Origin of the sequence: Streptomyces sp. NBC_00019 (assembly GCF_045041015.1) — a bacterium.
Lineage (GTDB): Bacteria > Actinomycetota > Actinomycetes > Streptomycetales > Streptomycetaceae > Streptomyces.
Window position 1 is genome coordinate 1,382,972 of sequence record NZ_CP108302.1, and the last position, 15,828, is coordinate 1,398,799.

At 72.9% G+C, this 15,828-nt stretch carries 17 protein-coding genes; 10 read left to right on the forward strand and 7 right to left on the reverse strand.

The window, feature by feature from the left end:
- Positions 1-28 precede the first annotated feature (28 nt).
- Positions 29-703 (forward strand): hypothetical protein, encoded by a 675-nt coding sequence (locus OHU89_RS06795; protein ID WP_405640853.1) that lies wholly within the window; start codon positions 29-31, stop codon positions 701-703.
- Here OHU89_RS06795 and OHU89_RS06800 read toward each other — a convergent pair.
- The gene (locus OHU89_RS06800) at positions 693-1,478 is read right to left on the reverse strand and encodes a putative protein N(5)-glutamine methyltransferase (protein ID WP_405640855.1); all 786 of its coding nucleotides are present in this window, start codon (positions 1,476-1,478) and stop codon (positions 693-695) included. The genes OHU89_RS06795 and OHU89_RS06800 overlap by 11 nt on opposite strands.
- Positions 1,479-1,573: 95 nt before the next feature.
- On the opposite strand from OHU89_RS06800, the gene OHU89_RS06805 reads away from it, so the two are divergent.
- The gene (locus tag OHU89_RS06805) at positions 1,574-2,008 is read left to right on the forward strand and encodes a MarR family winged helix-turn-helix transcriptional regulator (protein ID WP_405640857.1); all 435 of its coding nucleotides are present in this window, start codon (positions 1,574-1,576) and stop codon (positions 2,006-2,008) included.
- Positions 2,009-2,012: 4 nt separating this feature from the next.
- On the opposite strand, the gene OHU89_RS06810 is transcribed toward OHU89_RS06805, so the two are convergent.
- Complete coding sequence (locus OHU89_RS06810) at positions 2,013-2,750, reverse strand: GNAT family N-acetyltransferase (protein ID WP_405640859.1); 738 nt, start codon at positions 2,748-2,750, stop codon at positions 2,013-2,015.
- Positions 2,747-3,673, reverse strand: a complete 927-nt coding sequence (locus tag OHU89_RS06815; protein ID WP_405640861.1) for an NADP-dependent oxidoreductase — start codon at positions 3,671-3,673, stop codon at positions 2,747-2,749. The genes OHU89_RS06810 and OHU89_RS06815 overlap by 4 nt, the downstream gene beginning before the upstream one ends.
- 151 nt (positions 3,674-3,824) lie before the next feature.
- On the opposite strand from OHU89_RS06815, the gene OHU89_RS06820 reads away from it, so the two are divergent.
- From OHU89_RS06820 to OHU89_RS06830, 3 genes are all read left to right on the forward strand, one after another.
- Positions 3,825-4,430 (forward strand): sulfite oxidase-like oxidoreductase, encoded by a 606-nt coding sequence (locus OHU89_RS06820; RefSeq protein ID WP_405640863.1) that lies wholly within the window; start codon positions 3,825-3,827, stop codon positions 4,428-4,430.
- Between the two features lie 7 nt (positions 4,431-4,437).
- Positions 4,438-5,196 carry a ferredoxin reductase gene (locus OHU89_RS06825; RefSeq protein ID WP_405640865.1) on the forward strand — a complete coding sequence of 253 codons (759 nt, stop codon included), beginning with the start codon at positions 4,438-4,440 and terminating at the stop codon, positions 5,194-5,196.
- A 119-nt stretch (positions 5,197-5,315) separates the two neighbouring features.
- Complete coding sequence (locus OHU89_RS06830) at positions 5,316-5,903, forward strand: hypothetical protein (RefSeq protein WP_405640867.1); 588 nt, start codon at positions 5,316-5,318, stop codon at positions 5,901-5,903.
- 31 nt (positions 5,904-5,934) lie between these two features.
- Here the strand turns inward: OHU89_RS06830 and OHU89_RS06835 are convergent, their stop codons facing one another.
- Positions 5,935-7,293: an 8-oxoguanine deaminase gene (locus tag OHU89_RS06835; RefSeq protein WP_405640869.1), complete on the reverse strand. Its 1,359-nt coding sequence runs from the start codon at positions 7,291-7,293 to the stop codon at positions 5,935-5,937.
- Between the two features lie 100 nt (positions 7,294-7,393).
- Between OHU89_RS06835 and OHU89_RS06840 the strand changes: the two genes are divergently transcribed.
- The 3 genes from OHU89_RS06840 to OHU89_RS06850 all read left to right on the forward strand — a co-directional run bounded on the left by OHU89_RS06840 (position 7,394) and on the right by OHU89_RS06850 (position 10,505).
- Positions 7,394-8,362 carry an acetylxylan esterase gene (locus OHU89_RS06840; protein ID WP_405640870.1) on the forward strand — a complete coding sequence of 323 codons (969 nt, stop codon included), beginning with the start codon at positions 7,394-7,396 and terminating at the stop codon, positions 8,360-8,362.
- Between the two features lie 99 nt (positions 8,363-8,461).
- The gene (locus OHU89_RS06845; RefSeq protein WP_405640871.1) at positions 8,462-9,628 is read left to right on the forward strand and encodes a serine hydrolase domain-containing protein; all 1,167 of its coding nucleotides are present in this window, start codon (positions 8,462-8,464) and stop codon (positions 9,626-9,628) included.
- Between the two features lie 121 nt (positions 9,629-9,749).
- Complete coding sequence (locus tag OHU89_RS06850) at positions 9,750-10,505, forward strand: GntR family transcriptional regulator (RefSeq protein ID WP_405640873.1); 756 nt, start codon at positions 9,750-9,752, stop codon at positions 10,503-10,505.
- Here OHU89_RS06850 and OHU89_RS06855 read toward each other — a convergent pair.
- On the reverse strand, positions 10,441-11,373 hold the full coding sequence (locus OHU89_RS06855) for an anti-sigma factor RsbA family regulatory protein (RefSeq protein WP_405640875.1): 933 nt from the start codon (positions 11,371-11,373) through the stop codon (positions 10,441-10,443). The two genes, OHU89_RS06850 and OHU89_RS06855, sit on opposite strands and share 65 nt — an antisense overlap.
- Positions 11,370-12,251, reverse strand: coding sequence for an MEDS domain-containing protein (locus OHU89_RS06860; protein ID WP_405640877.1), 882 nt, complete (start codon positions 12,249-12,251; stop codon positions 11,370-11,372). Before OHU89_RS06860 ends, OHU89_RS06855 begins: the two co-directional genes overlap by 4 nt.
- Before the next feature lie 106 nt (positions 12,252-12,357).
- Between OHU89_RS06860 and OHU89_RS06865 the strand changes: the two genes are divergently transcribed.
- Positions 12,358-14,433: an ATP-binding protein gene (locus OHU89_RS06865; RefSeq protein ID WP_405640879.1), complete on the forward strand. Its 2,076-nt coding sequence runs from the start codon at positions 12,358-12,360 to the stop codon at positions 14,431-14,433.
- Between the two features lie 88 nt (positions 14,434-14,521).
- Here OHU89_RS06865 and OHU89_RS06870 read toward each other — a convergent pair whose 3' ends face one another.
- Complete coding sequence (locus OHU89_RS06870) at positions 14,522-15,247, reverse strand: class I SAM-dependent methyltransferase (protein ID WP_405640881.1); 726 nt, start codon at positions 15,245-15,247, stop codon at positions 14,522-14,524.
- A gap of 97 nt (positions 15,248-15,344) precedes the next feature.
- Between OHU89_RS06870 and OHU89_RS06875 the strand changes: the two genes are divergently transcribed.
- Positions 15,345-15,746 (forward strand): nuclear transport factor 2 family protein, encoded by a 402-nt coding sequence (locus OHU89_RS06875; RefSeq protein WP_405640882.1) that lies wholly within the window; start codon positions 15,345-15,347, stop codon positions 15,744-15,746.
- Positions 15,747-15,828 lie beyond the last annotated feature (82 nt).

Below are 15,828 nucleotides of genomic sequence, written 5' to 3' on the forward strand. Positions count from 1 at the left end.
ACATCGGGATGCCGGGTGGGAGCGAGCCATGACGCACGGTCCGGATCAGGAAGCGACACCGCCCGAGGTACTCGTCGGGCCGGGCGAGGACACTCCGCTACGGGACCGCTGGCGACGTCGGTCCGTGCGCGCACGGGCGGTGACCGCGGCGGCCGCGGTCGCGGCCCTCACCCTCGGCGGCACCGTGGTCGCCTACGCCGCCACCTCGTCGGGCTCGGACGGCGGGGCGACGCCCGCCGCCTCCGGCTCGCCCTCCTCCTCCCCGCACGCACCGGGCGAACGGCACGGCCCCGGCTGGAGGTTCGGCGCCGGCGGCGAGGCCGTGCACGGCGAGACCACCGTCAAGGACCGGGACACCGGCGAGTGGGTCGTCCGGGTATGGCAGCGCGGCACCGTCGAGAAGGTCGACGGCGACCAGGTGACCGTCAAGAGCGAGGACGGGGCCCGGTGGACGTGGACCGTGAACGCGGACACGACCGTCCTGCGTGAGGGCGCCAAGGGTTCCGGGGCCGACGACCTGAAGCAGGACGAAACGGTCTACGTGGCCGGCACCCGGTCCGACGGCGGCACCCGGACGGCCTCCCATGCCGTCGCCGGCACCTGGGAGCGCAAGGGCCCCGAGAACTGGCGCGACGGGCTCCCGGGCCACGGCCACCGCGAAAGGCCCGAACCGAGCCCCTCCGGCGGCGGCGCTACGACCTGACGCCGATCACGACGTTGGCGTACCACTCCTCGGAGACGACCACCCGCGATGTCAGTCCACCGCGGGCGAAGGCGTCGACGGCCGTGGGCGCCTGTCGTTCGCTCGTCTCCACGAGCAGACAGCCGCCGGGCGCAAGCCACTTGGAGGCCTCGGCGGCGACTCTGCGCAGCACGTCCAGACCGTCGCTGCCCCCGTCCAGGGCGACCAGCGGCTCGTGTTCGCGTGCCTCAGCAGGCAGGAACGCGACCTCGTCGGAGGGGACGTACGGCACGTTCGCCGCGAGGATGTCGACGCGGCCGCGCAGTCGCTCGGGCAGCGCCTCGTAGAGGTCGCCCGCGTGGACGTGGCCGCCGAAGGGGGCAATGTTGCGGCCCGCGCAGCGCACCGCGGCCGGGTCGATGTCGGTGGCGTGCAGTTCGGCGCCGCCGAGCGCGTCGGCGAGGGCCGCTCCCACGACGCCCGAGCCGCAGCACAGGTCCACGACGACGGAGGCGTCCGGGGCGTGGGCGAGGGCCTGTTCGACCAGGAACTCGGTGCGGCGGCGGGGCACGAAGACCCCGGGTTCCACGGCGATGCGCAGCCCGCGGAACTCGGCCCAGCCGACGACGAGTTCGAGGGGGGCGCCGCAGGCGCGGCGGTCCACCATCGCCGTGAGTTCGTCCGGGGTGCGGGCGGCGGTGAGGAGCAACTGGGCCTCGTCCTCGGCGAAGACACAGCCCGCGGCGCGCAGTGCCGCCACGACGGAGTCGCGCGAGGAGGCAGAAGTGGAAGTCATGGAAGCAGCAACCCTACCCGTTCACGATCTCCCTTGGTCGGCATACACAACACCCTCAAGTTGTACTATGCAACCAGAACCGTGGAGGAGGTCCCATGGACGCAACCGAGGCCGTCGAGAGCATCCAGCGCGAGATGACGATCTTCGCCCGGCGGGCCCGGGCCTCGGCAGGCCGTATGCACCCCGAGCTGTCGCTGGTCTCGTACACGCTGCTCGGGCACCTGGAGGAGCGCGACGGCTGCCGGGCCACCGACCTCGCCGCGCACTACGCCCTCGACAAGTCCACCGTCAGCCGCCAGGTGACCGCGCTGGAACGCGCCGCGCTCGTCGAGCGGCGCCTGGACCCGGAGGACCACCGTGTCCAGGTGCTGCATCTGACGGAGACCGGCCGGCGGATCCTCGCCCAGGTCACCGTGAGCCGCCGGGCCGCCTTCCAGGAGCGGCTCGCGAACTGGCCGGAGGAGGATCTCGCGCGGTTCGCCGACTACCTCGTGCGGTACAACGCCGGGCCGGGCCCGCAGGAGGACTGAACTCCTAGGACACGGCCACCAGCCGCTCCGGGGCCCGTGCCGCGGCGAACGCGGTCTGACGACGCAGCCGGAAGCCCAGGGACTCGTACAGCCGGATCGCACCGGTGTTCCCCGCGCCCGTGTGCAGGAACGGCGTCTCGCCGCGCTCCCTGATGCCGTACGCGACGGCGTGGATCAGCCGGGTCGCCAGGCCCTCGCCGCGGAAGGCGGGGTCGGTGCAGACCGCGCTGATCTCGGTCCACCCGGGCGGGTGGAGCCGCTCCCCCGCCATGGCCACGAGGGCACCGTCCCGGCGTATGCCCAGGTAGGTACCCATCTCTATGGTGCGCGGCAGGAACGGCCCCGGGCGAGTGCGCTCGACCAGGTCGAGGATCTCGGGCACGTCGGCGGGGCCGAGGCGCACGGCTTCCGGTTCCGGTGCGGCGGCCACCCCGTCGTCGACGAGCTGTACGCCGTCGATGCGGGCCGTGATCTCCCAGCCGTCCGGCACCTCGCCCCGGTAGCCGGGCAGCGGGACCTCGGCGCCGGGACCCGCGAGCGCCGCGAGGTCGGCCCAGTCATCGGCGTCCGGCTCGTCGGGCAGGGCCAGCCAGGGCGAGACGTCCAGCGGATAGCGCACGACGCGTCCGCGGCGCTCGGCGAAGTGCGCGTGCGGCCCGGTCAGGGAGGCGAGCGCGGGGTCGTCGAGGATGTGGGGTGTGCCGGGGCGGGGCGTGCCCGCCGGCGTCGTGCCGTGGCTCATCCGGCGACCTCGATCACGACCTTGCCGCGCGCATGACCGTCCTCGACGGTGCGCAACGTCTCGCCGGCCTCGGCGAGCGGGAACCGCCGCACGACATGTGGGTCCAGATCGCCCTTCACCACCAGCCGCGCCACGGCGTCCAGTACGGCGGAGCCACGGGCCCGGGTCACCCGGGCGCCGCCCAGCCGCTCCACGTCCTGCTCCGACGCCCCTGCGGTGATCAGCTTCGTCCGGTCGGTCAGCGGCTTCGCCGCCTCGGTCAGCACCTCGCCGCCGACGAGGTCGTAGACCCCGTCGACGCGGTCCGGTGCCGCCGCCCGCGCCCGGTCGGACCAGCCCGGTCCCGACGGGACGTGGACGGCGCCCAGCGACTCGACGAAGTCCTTCTTGCCCGTGCTCGCGACGCCCACCACGCGGATTCCGAGCGCCCGGGCGATCTGCACGGCCGCGGCACCGACCCCGCCGCCCGCGCCGGTGACCAGCAGGGTCGCCCCCGTGGGCAGATCCAGCTGACGCACCCCGTCGTACGCCGTCGCGGCGGCCACGGGCAGGGTCGCGGCGTCGGCGAAGGCCGGCCCGGCGGGCTTGCGCGCGGCCAGCGCGACGGGCACCAGGGTGTACTCGGCGTAGCCGCCGGTCAGGGTGTTGCCGAAGACCTCGTCCCCGGCGGCGAACCCGTCGACGCCGTCGCCGACCGCCTCGACGACACCGGAGACCTCGCTGCCGAGGACCGCGGGGAACACGCGCTCGCCGGTGCCGGTGGGCCGGCGATATCCGGTCCGCAGCTTCCAGTCGACCGGATTCACGCCGGCGACACGCACGGCGACCAGCAGCTGTCCGGGTCCGGACACGGGCCGCTCGACCTCGACGAGTGCCTCGGTCTCCGGACCGCCGTACCGCGTGAACACGTACGCCTTGGGCATGGCTCCCACTCTCCTTCGCTCGCGCCGGGCACCAGTCGGAAGGAAGATCGGCGAACAGCTATTCCCAGGGCGGCGGAGTGTTCATACGGCCGCAATGATCGCCGTCCTGACCAGGGACGGAGCACCGCCGACCACAGCGTACGGTTGAACCATGAACGTCACCCGAGGCTTCACCGGACGCCCCCGCGTCCTCAACGCCGGGCTGCCTCCCGGCCAGTACGACGCGGGCGACGACTGGCCCGTGCTGTCCGCGGAGGTCACACCGGAGCTGTCGCCGGCCGAGTGGACCTTCCGCGTCGACGGGCTGGTCGAGGAACCGCACACCTGGGACTGGGACGAGGCGCACGCGCTGCCGGGTTCGGTGTACGAGGGTGACATCCACTGTGTGACGAGCTGGTCGAAGTTCGGGGTGCGGTTCGGGGGCGTGTCCCTGGACGCGTTCCTGGACGCGGTGCGCCCCCATGGGTCCGCCACCCATGTCGTCGCCTACTCCCACACGGGCTACACCACCAACCTGCCGCTGGCCGACGTGACCGGCGGCAAGGCGTGGATCGCTTGGGAGTTCGACGGGAAGCCGCTGTCCCCCGAGCACGGAGGGCCGGCGCGGCTGCTCGTACCCCACCTGTACTTCTGGAAGAGCGCCAAGTGGATCGCGGGCCTGCGGCTCCTCGACCAGGACGAGCCGGGGTTCTGGGAGCAGAACGGCTATCACGCGCGGGGCAACCCGTGGGAGGAGCAGAGGTACTCCGGTGACTGAGCAGGCCATGGAAACGCCTTCCTTCACTCCCCCGACGCGGTTCGCCGTACCCGGGCGCATCGCCGTGAGCAACCGGGCCGCCGCGCTGTGGCAGACCGCCACGCTCACCGAGATCCGCCGGGAGACTCCGCACGCCGCCACCTTCCGGTTCGCGGTGCCCGCCTGGGCGGGGCATCTGCCCGGTCAGCATCTGATGCTGCGGCTGACCGCCGAGGACGGCTATGTGGCACAGCGCCACTACTCGATCGCGTCCGCGCCCGACGATGCGGGGCACATCGAACTGACCCTGGACCATGTCGAGGGCGGCGAGGTGTCGGGCTGGTTCCACGCCGTCGCCAAGCCCGGTGACGAGGTCGAGGTGCGCGGCCCCCTCAGCGGCTTCTTCGCCTGGCCCGGCGACCGGCCCGCGCTGCTGATCGGCGCCGGCTCCGGGGTCGTCCCGCTGATGTCGATGGTGCGGCACCACCGGGCACAGGGCCTGTCCGTACCGCTGCGGCTCCTGGTGTCGGCGCGCAGTCCCGAGGAGCTCATCTACGCGGGCGAGTTCGACGCCGAGACGACGCCCGTCTTCACTCGCAGGGCGCCGCAAGGGGTACCGGTGGGACGTATGGCGGCCGCACATGTGGAGCCGCTCCTGGCCGAGCAGCCTCCCGGTGGGTGGGAGGCCTATGTGTGCGGCTCCAATGCCTTCGCGGAGCACGCGTCGCGGTTGCTGGTCGCGGCGGGACAGCCGGTGGAGCGGATCCGGATCGAACGGTTCGGCTGACCCTCCCCGCCATCCCTCCGTTTCACGGCAACACTGCCGGGCACTCCTGTGCAGCGAGGCTGTGAGCGGGTACTGGTTCTGTGTGGCCACTCGCAGGCGTACGCGGTGCGGAGGTCGACATGCGAACCCGGGTGCGCGGCTGGCGGTGGCGGCGGAATCCGCTGCGGCGCCGGTCGGACGTCGTCGAGGCGTGGACAGCGCTGGCCGTCGCCGTGCTGCTGCTCGTGGGAGCGCCGCTCGCCGGGGTGGCCGCGGCCGGATGGGCCCGTTCCGAGGCGCAGGCGACCGCGGCGTCCCAGCGTGCGGAGCGGCACAGCGTGCGGGCCGAGGTGGTCGGCGTGGATCCCGGCTCGCCGCCGACGATGCAGGGAGCCCGACAGCACACGTACCTCACGACGGTCCGCTGGACGGAGCCGGGCGGGCGCGAGCGGACCACCACGGCGCGGGTCCCGGGCGGTACGCGCGACGGTGAGGTGGTCGAGGTGTGGTTCGACTCCCGGGGCCGCAACGTCAAGCCGCCCCCGGACGGCTTCTCCGTCTGGCAGTACACCCTCACCATGGGCGCCTGCGCCACGGGCGGCGCGGCCGCTCTGATCCTCCTGGGCCGTGCCGCCGTACGGCATGTGGCCACGCGGCACCGGCTGGCGGAGTGGGAGGAGGAGTGGGCGCGCACCGAGCCGGAGTGGTCGCGGTGGCGGTGGGCGTAAGCCCGCCCACGTGAGCGGCCGCGGTCCTGCGTCAGCCCACCCCCTGCATCCGCCGGGCGATCCGCCCGTGGTCCCGCAACGCCCCCGCCAGTCCCGGCAGCACCGGTTCCCCGCGGTCGACGAGGACCCGCCCGCCGACCACCGTCGTCCATGCCCGGGCCGGCCCGCAGCGCAGCCAGGCCTCCACCGGGTCGCTGAGCGCGCCCGCGAGGGCGACCTCGTGGAGGTCCCAGACGACGAGGTCGGCGCAGGCGCCGGGGCGCAGATGGCCGATCTCCTCGTCGCGGCCGAGGCAGCGAGCCGAGCCGCGGGTGGCCATGTCGAGGGCGTCCCGCGCGGTCATCGCACCGGGGCCGCCGCGGTAGCGGCCGAGCAGCAGGGCGTTCCGGGTCTCCATCCAGAGGGAGGCGTGGTCCGTGGAGGCCGAGCCGTCGCAGCCGATGCCGACGGGCAGGCCGAGTTCGCGCATCTCCCGGACCCGGGCCGTGCCGCCGCCGATCAGCATGTTGGAGCTGGGGCAGTGCGCCACGCCGACGCCCGCGGCCGCGAGGCGCCGCATCTCGTCGTCGTTCGGGTAGATGCAGTGGGCGACCCAGGTCCGGTCGCTCATCCAGCCGCAGTCCTCGAAGTACTCCACGGGCCGGCAACCGTAGGTCTCCAGGCAGTACGTGTCCTCGTCGTGGTCCTCGGCCAGGTGGGTGTGGAGGCGTACGTCGTGGCGCTCGGCGAGCTCGGCCGTGGCCGTCATGACGTCCTTGGTGACCGAGAACGGCGAGCAGGGAGCGAGCGCGACGCGGATCAGGGCGCCCGGCGCCGGGTCGTGGTGGGCCTTGATCAGACGCTCGCTGTCGGCGAGCACCTCGTCCGTGGTCTGTGTGACGCTCCTCGGCGGCAGTCCCCCGTCCTCGACGGACCGGGTCATCGAGCCCCGCGTCGCGTGGAAGCGGAAGCCGATGTCTCGGGCGGCGCTGATCTCGGCGTCGACCAGGCGTGGCCGCGGGTGGACGTAGAGATGGTCCGAGGAGGTCGTGCAGCCGCCCATGAGCAGCTCGGCCATGCCCACGTACGCGGAGACGTACGCGGCCTCCTCGTCGAGGGCGGCCCACAGCGGGTAGAGCGTGGTCAGCCAGTCGAAGAGCGTGCCGTTCACGGCGGGCGCGTAGGAGCGGGTGAGGTTCTGGTAGATGTGATGGTGCGTGTTGACCAGGCCCGGGGTGACGAGCCGTCCCGCCGCGGAGACGCTCGTCGCGGCCTCGGGTTCGCTTCCCGGGGTGCCCACGGCGGTGACCCGACCATTGGCGACGGCGACCCAGCCGCCGGGGATCTCCCGGTCCCCGTCCACGACCAGCAGTCCGGCGTCCTTGACCAGCAGATCCACGGCTGACGTCATGGCGTCATCGTAGACAGGTACCTGGCCAAAGGCCTGGCGAGTCGTCGGACGTCACACGTACGGTGTGATCATCACCGGCCCTCTTCAAAGGCGGTCCTACATGGCCCTGTTCGACCTCCCCCTCGACGAGCTCCACGAGTACCGCAGCGCGTCCGTCGAGCCCGAGGACTTCGACACGTTCTGGTCCAAGACCCTCCAGGAGGCCCGTGGGCACGATCTGGACGCCCGTTTCGAACTCGTCGACACCGGTCTGACGACGGTCGAGGTGTACGACGTGACGTTCGCGGGGTTCGGCGGGCACCCGGTGAAGGGCTGGCTGACGCTGCCCGCCGGGGCCGCCGAACCGGTGCCGCTGGTCGTGGAGTTCATCGGGTACGGAGGCGGGCGCGGGCTGCCGCACGAGCATCTGCTGTGGGCGTCCACGGGCCGGGCGCACTTCGTGATGGACACCCGCGGCCAGGGCAGCGCGTGGGGCGGGGGCGGCGGCACGGCGGATCCGGTGGGCGGGGCGCCCGCCTACCCCGGTTTCATGACGCGTGGCATCGACGCACCCGAGAACTACTACTACCGCCGGGTGTTCACGGACGGGGTGCGCGCCGTCGAGGCGGCCCGTTCGCATCCCTCGACCGACGCCTCCCGCACGGTCGTGCTCGGCACGAGCCAGGGCGGCGGCATCACGATCGCCGTGGGCGGTCTGGTCCCGGACCTGGTAGCCGTCGCGCCGGACGTGCCGTTCCTGTGCGACTACCCCCGAGCGGCGAAGTTGACGGACCGTCACCCGTACCGCGAGATCGGCCTGTTCCTCAAGACCCACCGCGGCCGCACCGAGGACGCCCTGCGCACCCTGTCCTACTTCGACGGCGTCCACTTCGCCACCCGCGGCCGCGCCCCGGCCCTCTTCTCCACGGCCCTGGAGGACCAGACCTGCCCGCCTTCGACGGTCTTCGCCGCGTTCAACGCCTGGGCGCACGAGGACAAGGAGATCGAGGTCTACGACTTCAACGACCACGAGGGCGGCGGCCCCTACCAGCAGGCCGTCAAGCTGCGCTGGCTGCGCTCGTACGTCTGAGGAACCGGGTCTTCCCTCCAGTCCGACCAGTCGGTACGTTCATCGGGCCCGGACCGCAGTGTCGCGGTCCGGGCTTTCGGCGGACGACGGAGGCCAGCCATGTCCGAGCACGAAGCCCGCGTTCAGGGCCACTGCGACGAGCGTTTCGCGGCGGTGCGTGTCGCGTTCGAGGAGAACTTCCGGGAGCGGGGCGAGCTGGGGGCGGCGGTTGCCGTCACGGTCGGCGGGCGGACCGTGGTGGATCTGTGGGGCGGGTGGGCGGACGCCGCGCGCACGCGGGCGTGGGAGCGGGACACGCTGGTCAATGTGTGGTCGACCTCGAAGGGGCCCGTGGCCCTGTGCGCGCACATCCTCGCCGACCGGGGGCTGCTGGACTTCGACGCGCCGGTGGCCGTGTACTGGCCCGAGTTCGCCGCGGCGGGCAAGGAGAAGGTGCTCGTACGACATCTGCTGTCGCATCGGGCGGGGCTGTCCGGACCGCGGGAGCCGCACTCGCTGGAGCAGCTCTACGACTGGGAGTTGACGACGCGGCGGCTCGCGGAGACGGAGCCCTGGTGGGAACCGGGCTCGCGGTCCGGGTACCACGCGCTGACGTACGGCTTCCTGGTCGGCGAGGTGGTGCGGCGGGTGTCGGGGCTGCTTCCAGGAGCCTTCCTGGAGCGGGAGGTGACCGGGCCGCTCGGCATCGACTTCACCGTGGGGCTGCCGGAGAAGGAGTACGGGCGCGCGGCCGAGCTGGTCCATCCGCCGGCCGCGTCGAGCAGTGAACAGGCCGCGATCTTCAGCCAGTTGGCGCCCCTCGCGCTGGCGGCGCTGGCCAACCCGCCGGCCGGTGCGACCGAGGCGAACACACCCGAGTGGCGGGCCGCCGAGATCCCCGCCGTCAACGGCCACGGGACCGCCCGTGCCGTGTCCCAGCTGTACGGCGTCTTCGCGGGACGTGGGACGTGGGACGGCCGTCGCATCCTGTCGCCCGAGGCGGCCGAGCGGGTGCGCGAGGGGCAGGGCAGCTGCCGGGACCTGGTGCTGGGCGCCGGTTTCGAGAGCGAGACCGAGATCGGGCTGGGGTTGTGGCTCAGCGGGGCGAACGCGTCGTACGGGCCCAATCCCCGGGCCTTCGGGCACGACGGGTTCGGCGGTTCCTGTGGGCTGGCCGACCCCGAGGCGGAGGTGTCGCTCGGTTACGTCATGAACCGGATGGGGCCTCATATCGCCGACGACCCGCGGAAGATGGCGCTGATCGACGCCCTCTACGAGGCCCTGTGACGGGTGGGCCGGTTTCGGTCGATCCCACAGGCCGCCCTTCCCTTGTGGTTTAGACCAATGCTAGATCTGGTGGCGCAATGAGCCCGCACGGCTACGGCACGTCACCGACAGGAGGCGCGGCATGGCCCGCACCACCACCCCGCACGAGGATCAACCCCTGTACTGGAGGATCGCCACGGAGTTGCTCGGCGAGCTGCGCGACGGCACCGTCCCACCCGGTGAACGGCTGCCGGGTGAGCGGAAGCTGGCCGAGCACTTCGGGGTCAGCAGGGAGACCGTCCGGCAGGCGCTCCAGGTGCTGCGCCGCGACGGTCTGGTCGCCACCGACCGGCGGGGCAGCCATGCGGCCCTGCCGGCGACGCCGGTCGAGGCTCCGTCCACGCTCGCCTTTCCGGTCGGCGCCGACACCGCTGGGCCGGGTGCGGCCGACCGGGCGACCGTCACCTGGGAGACTCCCCCGCCGGAACACGCCGAGGCGCTGGGGCTCGCCCCGCACCGGCCGACCCTGATGCACCGCTACGAGTCGGGCCGGCGTACGGCCGTGACCTCCTTCTCCGCCGTGGCACTCGCCGAGGTCGAGGAGCTGGGCCGGTATCGCGGACGCGCCGACGGCAACGCGTCGGCGCAGCTGCGGCGGGCCTACGACTGGATGCGCAAGGCGGGCCTGACCCTGCACCACCGCGACTCCATCACCCCGCTCGCGGACACCCCCTCGGTCCGGGTCACCCGCCGGGTGCACGACCAGTACGCCCGTCCCCTCGAGATCACCGACCTCGTACTGGACGCCCGACAGGAGGCGCTGGTCTACGAGTTCACGCTGCCGGCCGACGGAAGTACAGCTGCACGGCGGAGCCCGTCGGGTCCAGGTCCTCGGTGACCAGGTCCGTCAACTGCCGCACGAGCCACATCCCGTGGCCGCCCGGGGCGCGCGGCTCGGGCGGCAGATGGCCGGGGAAGGGCGGTCGGGGCGCCGAGGTGTGCGTTCCCTCGTCCCGGATCTCGCAGATGACGTACTCGGGGTCGCTGCCCAGCCGTACGACGCCCCGTCCGCCGCCGTAGCGCAGGGCGTTGACGACGCTCTCGTGCACCGCCGCCACCAGGTCGTACGTCCGCTGCTCCGGCAGACCGAAGCGGCGGGCGTACGCGGCGAGCCCCTGGCGCACGGCGGCCGAGCCACCGCGGGCGAAGGGGAGGTCGTCCGGGCCCGCGGGCAGACGGGCAGGCCTCGGCGCGTCGCACTCCGCACAGAAGTCCGTGGGGTCGGTGAAGTCGGCGGTTCCGTCGGTGAGTTCGGGGTGGGTGCGGGCCGCGGTGCGGACGATGTCGGCGGGCAGTGCGTGGGTGTCGTACGGGCAGAGGATCCAGTGGCCCGTACCGGCGAAGGCGACGTTCAGGAGGGACTCGTAGCGCATCCACTCCCGGGTCTCGAAGGCGCTGCGGCCCGCCCAGACGGGTTCGCCGATGACGCGCACACGTCGCTCGGTGCCGTGCCGGTCGCAGTAGGCGTGGTAGCGGCCCAGGGTGCGGGACGGGTAGTCGTACCAGTCGTGGGCGTCGACGAACTCGACCTCGCGGGAACGGTCGCCGAGCGCCTCGGCGAGCAGGGTGATGTTGTGCGGGCTCACCACCGCGAGGACGGCGTCGCCGGCGCCGAGGCCCTCGGTGACGAAGTCGGCCGTGACGGCGAGGAACTCGGCGTCCGAGCCGTAGGGGAGGGCCTGGTGGACGAAGCGGGTGCGGGTCATGGTGTGTCTCCGTCCGGTTCGAAGCGCAGGCCGGGAACGCGGTCCCAGCCGGTCACCCGCATCACCCGCTGGATGTGCGGGGCGACTCCCGACAGGACGAGGGTGCCGTCCTCCGCGGAGAGGGCGAGAGCGCAGAAGACCAGCAGACGCAGTGCGCCGACGTCGATGAAGTGCAGTTCGTGCAGGTCGAGTCGGATGCGGGCGCCACTCGCGGGGCGGGCCCGTTCGGCGTGCAGGGCGCGGGCGACGGCGGTGACGTTGGAGTCGTCCACCTCCCCCGCGAGGGCGAGTCCGGGGGGTGCGAAGGTGCGGGTGATGGACAGCAGGTCGTCGCGCCACACGTGGTCGGCGCCCACCAGTCCGTGGTGGAGCCCGGCGAGCGGGGCCAGTTCGGTCTCGTCGAAGACCCGGCTGTCGTACTGGCAGATGCCGAGCACCGGTAAGGCGGCGAACACGGGGTCGAGCAGGAGTTCGCTGTCGTGGAGTGTCTTGAGTCCCCTCCCCGCCTGCGCGCGCAGGATCTCCGTGCACACCCGCAGCCCCAGGAAGCCGTCGCCGACCGCGCGGCGCGTCTCGCGGCGGATCATCTCGTCCAGGTCCCACAACCCCTCGGGGGCGGCGAGATGGGCGTCGACGCACAGCCGGCCGGCCGCGACCTCCTCGTCGACCCGGCAGCCGTGCGCCTCCAGGAAGGACAGGGCGACGCCCGCGGGCATGTCGGCCGGCGGCAGGAGCAGCCCGCGGTGGCCGCTGGCCAGGCCGTCGAGCAGGAACGCGGCGAGGACGGTCTCGCGCTCCTCGTCCGTGTCGTAGCCGAGGAGCAGATGGTCGCCGTGGCGCATCTGGCCCACGGTCGTCACAGCGGATGCGAGGGCCATCGCACGCCTCCCTCGACGGGGCGACACCGCTTCCACGCTACGCCGGATTCCGTTTCCCCGTCAGGGGCTAGGGTGACCTACCGTCGGGTTGCGGTGAGGGGGGACGATGGCGGCCTCTGTGCAGGACGGCAGGACCGGCAACCTTCCCGCCGAGGCGAACGAGTTCATCGGCCGCAAGCTCGAACTCGCCGAAATGGCGGGGCTGTTGGGGGCAGCGCGCCTGGTGACGCTGACGGGGCCGGGAGGTGTAGGAAAGTCCCGGCTCGCGCTGCGCGCCGCGCATGTCGCGAAGCCGGCCTTCCGTGGCGGGACCTGGCTGGTGGAGCTCTCGGAGCTCAGGAATCCGGACCTCCTGACCAACACGGTGGCGCAGGCGACCCGGCTGACCGAGCAGACCCTGCGGCCGCTCCTCGGGGCCGTGTGCGAGCACCTCGCCGGGCCGCCGCTGCTGCTCGTCCTGGACACCTGCGAGCACGTCCTGGAGGAGTGTGCGCGCGTCGTGCAGGAACTCCTGGCCGAGGTACCGGAGTTGCGGGTGCTGGCGACCAGCCGTCAGGCGCTGGGTGTACCGGGCGAGCAGCTGCTGGCGGTCGCGCCGCTGCCGCTGGGCGAACGGGACGACGCGGTGGCGCTGTTCGCGGCCCGGGCAGCGGCCGCGGTGCCGTCGTTCGCGCTCACCGAGGCCAACCGGGCCGGTGTGGCGGCGGTCTGCGCCCGCCTCGACGGGATCCCGCTGGCCCTGGAACTCGCCGCCGTACGGTTGCGGGGCCTCCCTCTCGACCGGCTGCTGGAAGGGCTGGGCTCGCGTTTCGACCTGCTCGTCTCGTCCGCCCGGCCTCGGCCGGCCCGGCATCAGACGCTGCGCACGGCCATCGGCTGGAGCCACGAGCTGTGCACACCGCTGGAGAGGCTGCTGTGGGCCCGGCTGTCGGTGTTCGTCGGCGGCTGGGACGTGGAGGCGGCCGAGTTCGTGTGCCACGGCGGCCCGTTGAGCGCCGAGGACGTCCTCGCGCTGCTCGCCTCGCTCAGCGAGAAGTCGATCGTGACACGGGACGGCGAGGGCGTAGCGGGACGCTACCGGATGCTCGACACCGTCCGCTCGTTCGGCGCCGAGTGGCTGGCCGGGCTCGGCGAGGAGGAGGCGGTACGGCGCCGCCACCGGGACTACTTCCGGTGGATCGCCCGTCAGGGCGAGGCCGAGTGGCTGGGGCCCGGCCAGCGGATGTGGGCGGAGCGGCTGACCGCGGAGCACGCCAATCTGCGGCTGGCGGTCGAGGAGTGTCTGGCGGCGCCCGAGCCGGAGACCGCGCTCGAGCTCACGGGCAGCCTCTGGTACTTCTGGTTCGCCTGCGGGTTCGCGGAGGAGGGCCGGGGCTGTCTGGAGCAGGCGCTCCGCCGCGCCTCCGAGGGCGGCGGACCCGAGCACACCCTCGCCGTGTGGGCGCACCGGCTGGTCACCCTCGTACCGGACGACCTGGAGGCCGCCGAGTCGGTGAGCACCGCCTATGTGTGGCTGGCCGAGGAGCGCCATCTCCCCGTTCCCGCGCTGCCGTTGACCGGGGCTAGCCTGGCCGTGCGGGGCGAGTCGGCGCGCTCGGCGGTGCTGTACGGGAGCACCCGGCAGGCCCCGGGGGGCGACGGTGGCGCCGAGTTCTTCCAGCTGATGACGCTCGCCCTGCAGGCGTATCTCCTGGCCGGTCAGGCCGCGTTCGAGCGCTGTGCCTCGGTCGCCGAGCGGCTGCGCCAGGAGTGCGAGACGCGGGGCGAGTTGTGGATGCGGGCCTGGGGTGACTTCTTCGTCTCGCTCGCCGGGATCGGCCTCGGCCGACCGGACGAGGCGCTGCGCCCGGCCCGCGAGGCGCTGACCGCGAAGTGGCGGGTGCACGACCGGCTCGGCGCCGCCGCGGTCGCCGACCTGCTGGTCGCGGCGCAGGCCGCCCGGGGCGAGGACGAGCTGGCGGCACGCCTGCTGGGCGTCAGCAGAAGCCTGTGGCGCACGGCGGGGCTGCCGCAGTTGGGCAGACCCGACACCACCGTCTTCCACCGCGAGTACGAACGCCGGCTGCGCGCCTCCCTGGGCGACGCCCGATTCACCGAAGCGGTACGCGAGGGCGGGGAACTGGGGCCGGAGGCGGCGATCGGACTGGCGCTGGGTGGAGTCGGTACCGGGGAGGACTTCTAACCCGAGGAGGCCACCGATACCGGCCTCCTCCCCTTCGGACGAGGGCCGAGCCGACGAGCAGCGGGGCCCCGCTCAGCAACTCCGCACCTCAGTGCGGCAGTCGCGCCACGACCATACGGACGCGCGGGCTGCCGTCGCCCCGGTGGCCGAACTCGGGCAGCGCCATCAGCTCGACGCGGAAACCGGCACGCCCCAGCTCTCCACGCACATCCCCGAGCCGGAAGGCGCGGTAGTACATGACGAACGGCGGGCGCCACACCGCGTTGCGCACGCGCATCACCATGTCGAAGCCCAGCAGCATCCAGTAGCCGAGCGATCCGGGCCGGGGCGGTGCGACGACCGGGAAGGCGAAGCAGCCACCCGGCCGCAGCACGGAGCGGACCTGGCCGAACAGTCCCGGCAGCTCGCCCGGCAGGAAGTGCCCGAAGGCCCCGAAGCTGACGACGAGATCGAAGGCGGGCCGGAAGGGCAGCGCGCGGGCGTCCGCACGGACCCAGTCGACCCGGGGCCCGGCGGGCCGCACCCGCTCGCGGGCGACGTCGAGCATGCCGGCACTGAAGTCCACGCCGGTGACGCTCTCCCGGCAGACCCTCGCGAGCACGTCCACCCCCGCCCCGGTGCCGCAGCACAGGTCGAGCCCGGCGTCGAAGGGCCCGGTCCGCTTCAGTGCCCGCGCGACGGAGTCGAGCACCGAGTCCGGGGTCCGGAAGGGCGTGTGGTCGAACTTGGGGGCGAGGAGGTCATAGCCACGCTCCACGGAGGACAGGGCCTGGACGGCGAGTTCGCGGAGGCTCGGGCCTTCTGGGCTGAACATCGCGTCAGCTTAGGGGAGCACCCCCATGGACACGCCGCAGGCCGAGGCATACCGTAGGGCACGAATACTCAACTAATTGACTATGGGGTGAGGTCGTATGCGCGCTTTCCGTGAGGCCGTCGAGGCGTGGGACTTCGATGCGGTCGAGGCGCTGCTGGCGGAGGACGTCATCTTCACCAGCCCGGTCGTCTTCAAGCCGTACCCCGGCAAGGCGATCACGGCGGCGATCCTGCGGGGCGTCTCCCGGGTCTTCGAGGACTTCCGGTACGAGCGCGAGCTCACCGGGGCCGACGGCCGCGACCATGCCCTGGTGTTCGCCGCCCGGGTGGGCGATCGCGCGCTGACGGGCTGCGACTTCATCCATCTCAATGAGGACGGTCTGATCGACGAACTCACGGTCATGGTGCGGCCGTTGTCGGGCGCCCAGGCCCTCGCGGAGGCCATGGGCGCCCAGTTCGAGCGGATCGCGAAGGAGGCGGAGGCGAGCTCCGCCTCCTGACGTCACGCCACGGTGCGGATGAGGGCACCCGTGCAGGTCGCGCCGGGCGTGCGGGACGTCCGCGTCCCGTCGACGGTCAGCG

Bases quoted from the DNA above. Each gene is read 5' to 3' on its own strand.
- OHU89_RS06865 (WP_405640879.1), top strand. From the start codon at position 12,358: ATGGCGGCCTCTGTGCAGGACGGCAGGACCGGCAACCTTCCCGCCGAG.
- OHU89_RS06840 (WP_405640870.1), top strand. From the start codon at position 7,394: ATGGCCCTGTTCGACCTCCCCCTCGACGAGCTCCACGAGTACCGCAGC.
- OHU89_RS06835 (WP_405640869.1), bottom strand. From the start codon at position 7,293: ATGACGTCAGCCGTGGATCTGCTGGTCAAGGACGCCGGACTGCTGGTC.
- OHU89_RS06855 (WP_405640875.1), bottom strand. From the start codon at position 11,373: ATGACCCGCACCCGCTTCGTCCACCAGGCCCTCCCCTACGGCTCGGAC.
- OHU89_RS06860 (WP_405640877.1), bottom strand. From the start codon at position 12,251: ATGGCCCTCGCATCCGCTGTGACGACCGTGGGCCAGATGCGCCACGGC.
- OHU89_RS06850 (WP_405640873.1), top strand. From the start codon at position 9,750: ATGGCCCGCACCACCACCCCGCACGAGGATCAACCCCTGTACTGGAGG.
- OHU89_RS06805 (WP_405640857.1), top strand. From the start codon at position 1,574: ATGGACGCAACCGAGGCCGTCGAGAGCATCCAGCGCGAGATGACGATC.
- OHU89_RS06845 (WP_405640871.1), top strand. From the start codon at position 8,462: ATGTCCGAGCACGAAGCCCGCGTTCAGGGCCACTGCGACGAGCGTTTC.
- OHU89_RS06870 (WP_405640881.1), bottom strand. From the start codon at position 15,247: ATGTTCAGCCCAGAAGGCCCGAGCCTCCGCGAACTCGCCGTCCAGGCC.
- OHU89_RS06820 (WP_405640863.1), top strand. From the start codon at position 3,825: ATGAACGTCACCCGAGGCTTCACCGGACGCCCCCGCGTCCTCAACGCC.
- OHU89_RS06875 (WP_405640882.1), top strand. From the start codon at position 15,345: ATGCGCGCTTTCCGTGAGGCCGTCGAGGCGTGGGACTTCGATGCGGTC.
- OHU89_RS06795 (WP_405640853.1), top strand. From the start codon at position 29: ATGACGCACGGTCCGGATCAGGAAGCGACACCGCCCGAGGTACTCGTC.
- OHU89_RS06830 (WP_405640867.1), top strand. From the start codon at position 5,316: ATGCGAACCCGGGTGCGCGGCTGGCGGTGGCGGCGGAATCCGCTGCGG.
- OHU89_RS06800 (WP_405640855.1), bottom strand. From the start codon at position 1,478: ATGACTTCCACTTCTGCCTCCTCGCGCGACTCCGTCGTGGCGGCACTG.
- OHU89_RS06810 (WP_405640859.1), bottom strand. From the start codon at position 2,750: ATGAGCCACGGCACGACGCCGGCGGGCACGCCCCGCCCCGGCACACCC.
- OHU89_RS06825 (WP_405640865.1), top strand. From the start codon at position 4,438: ATGGAAACGCCTTCCTTCACTCCCCCGACGCGGTTCGCCGTACCCGGG.
- OHU89_RS06815 (WP_405640861.1), bottom strand. From the start codon at position 3,673: ATGCCCAAGGCGTACGTGTTCACGCGGTACGGCGGTCCGGAGACCGAG.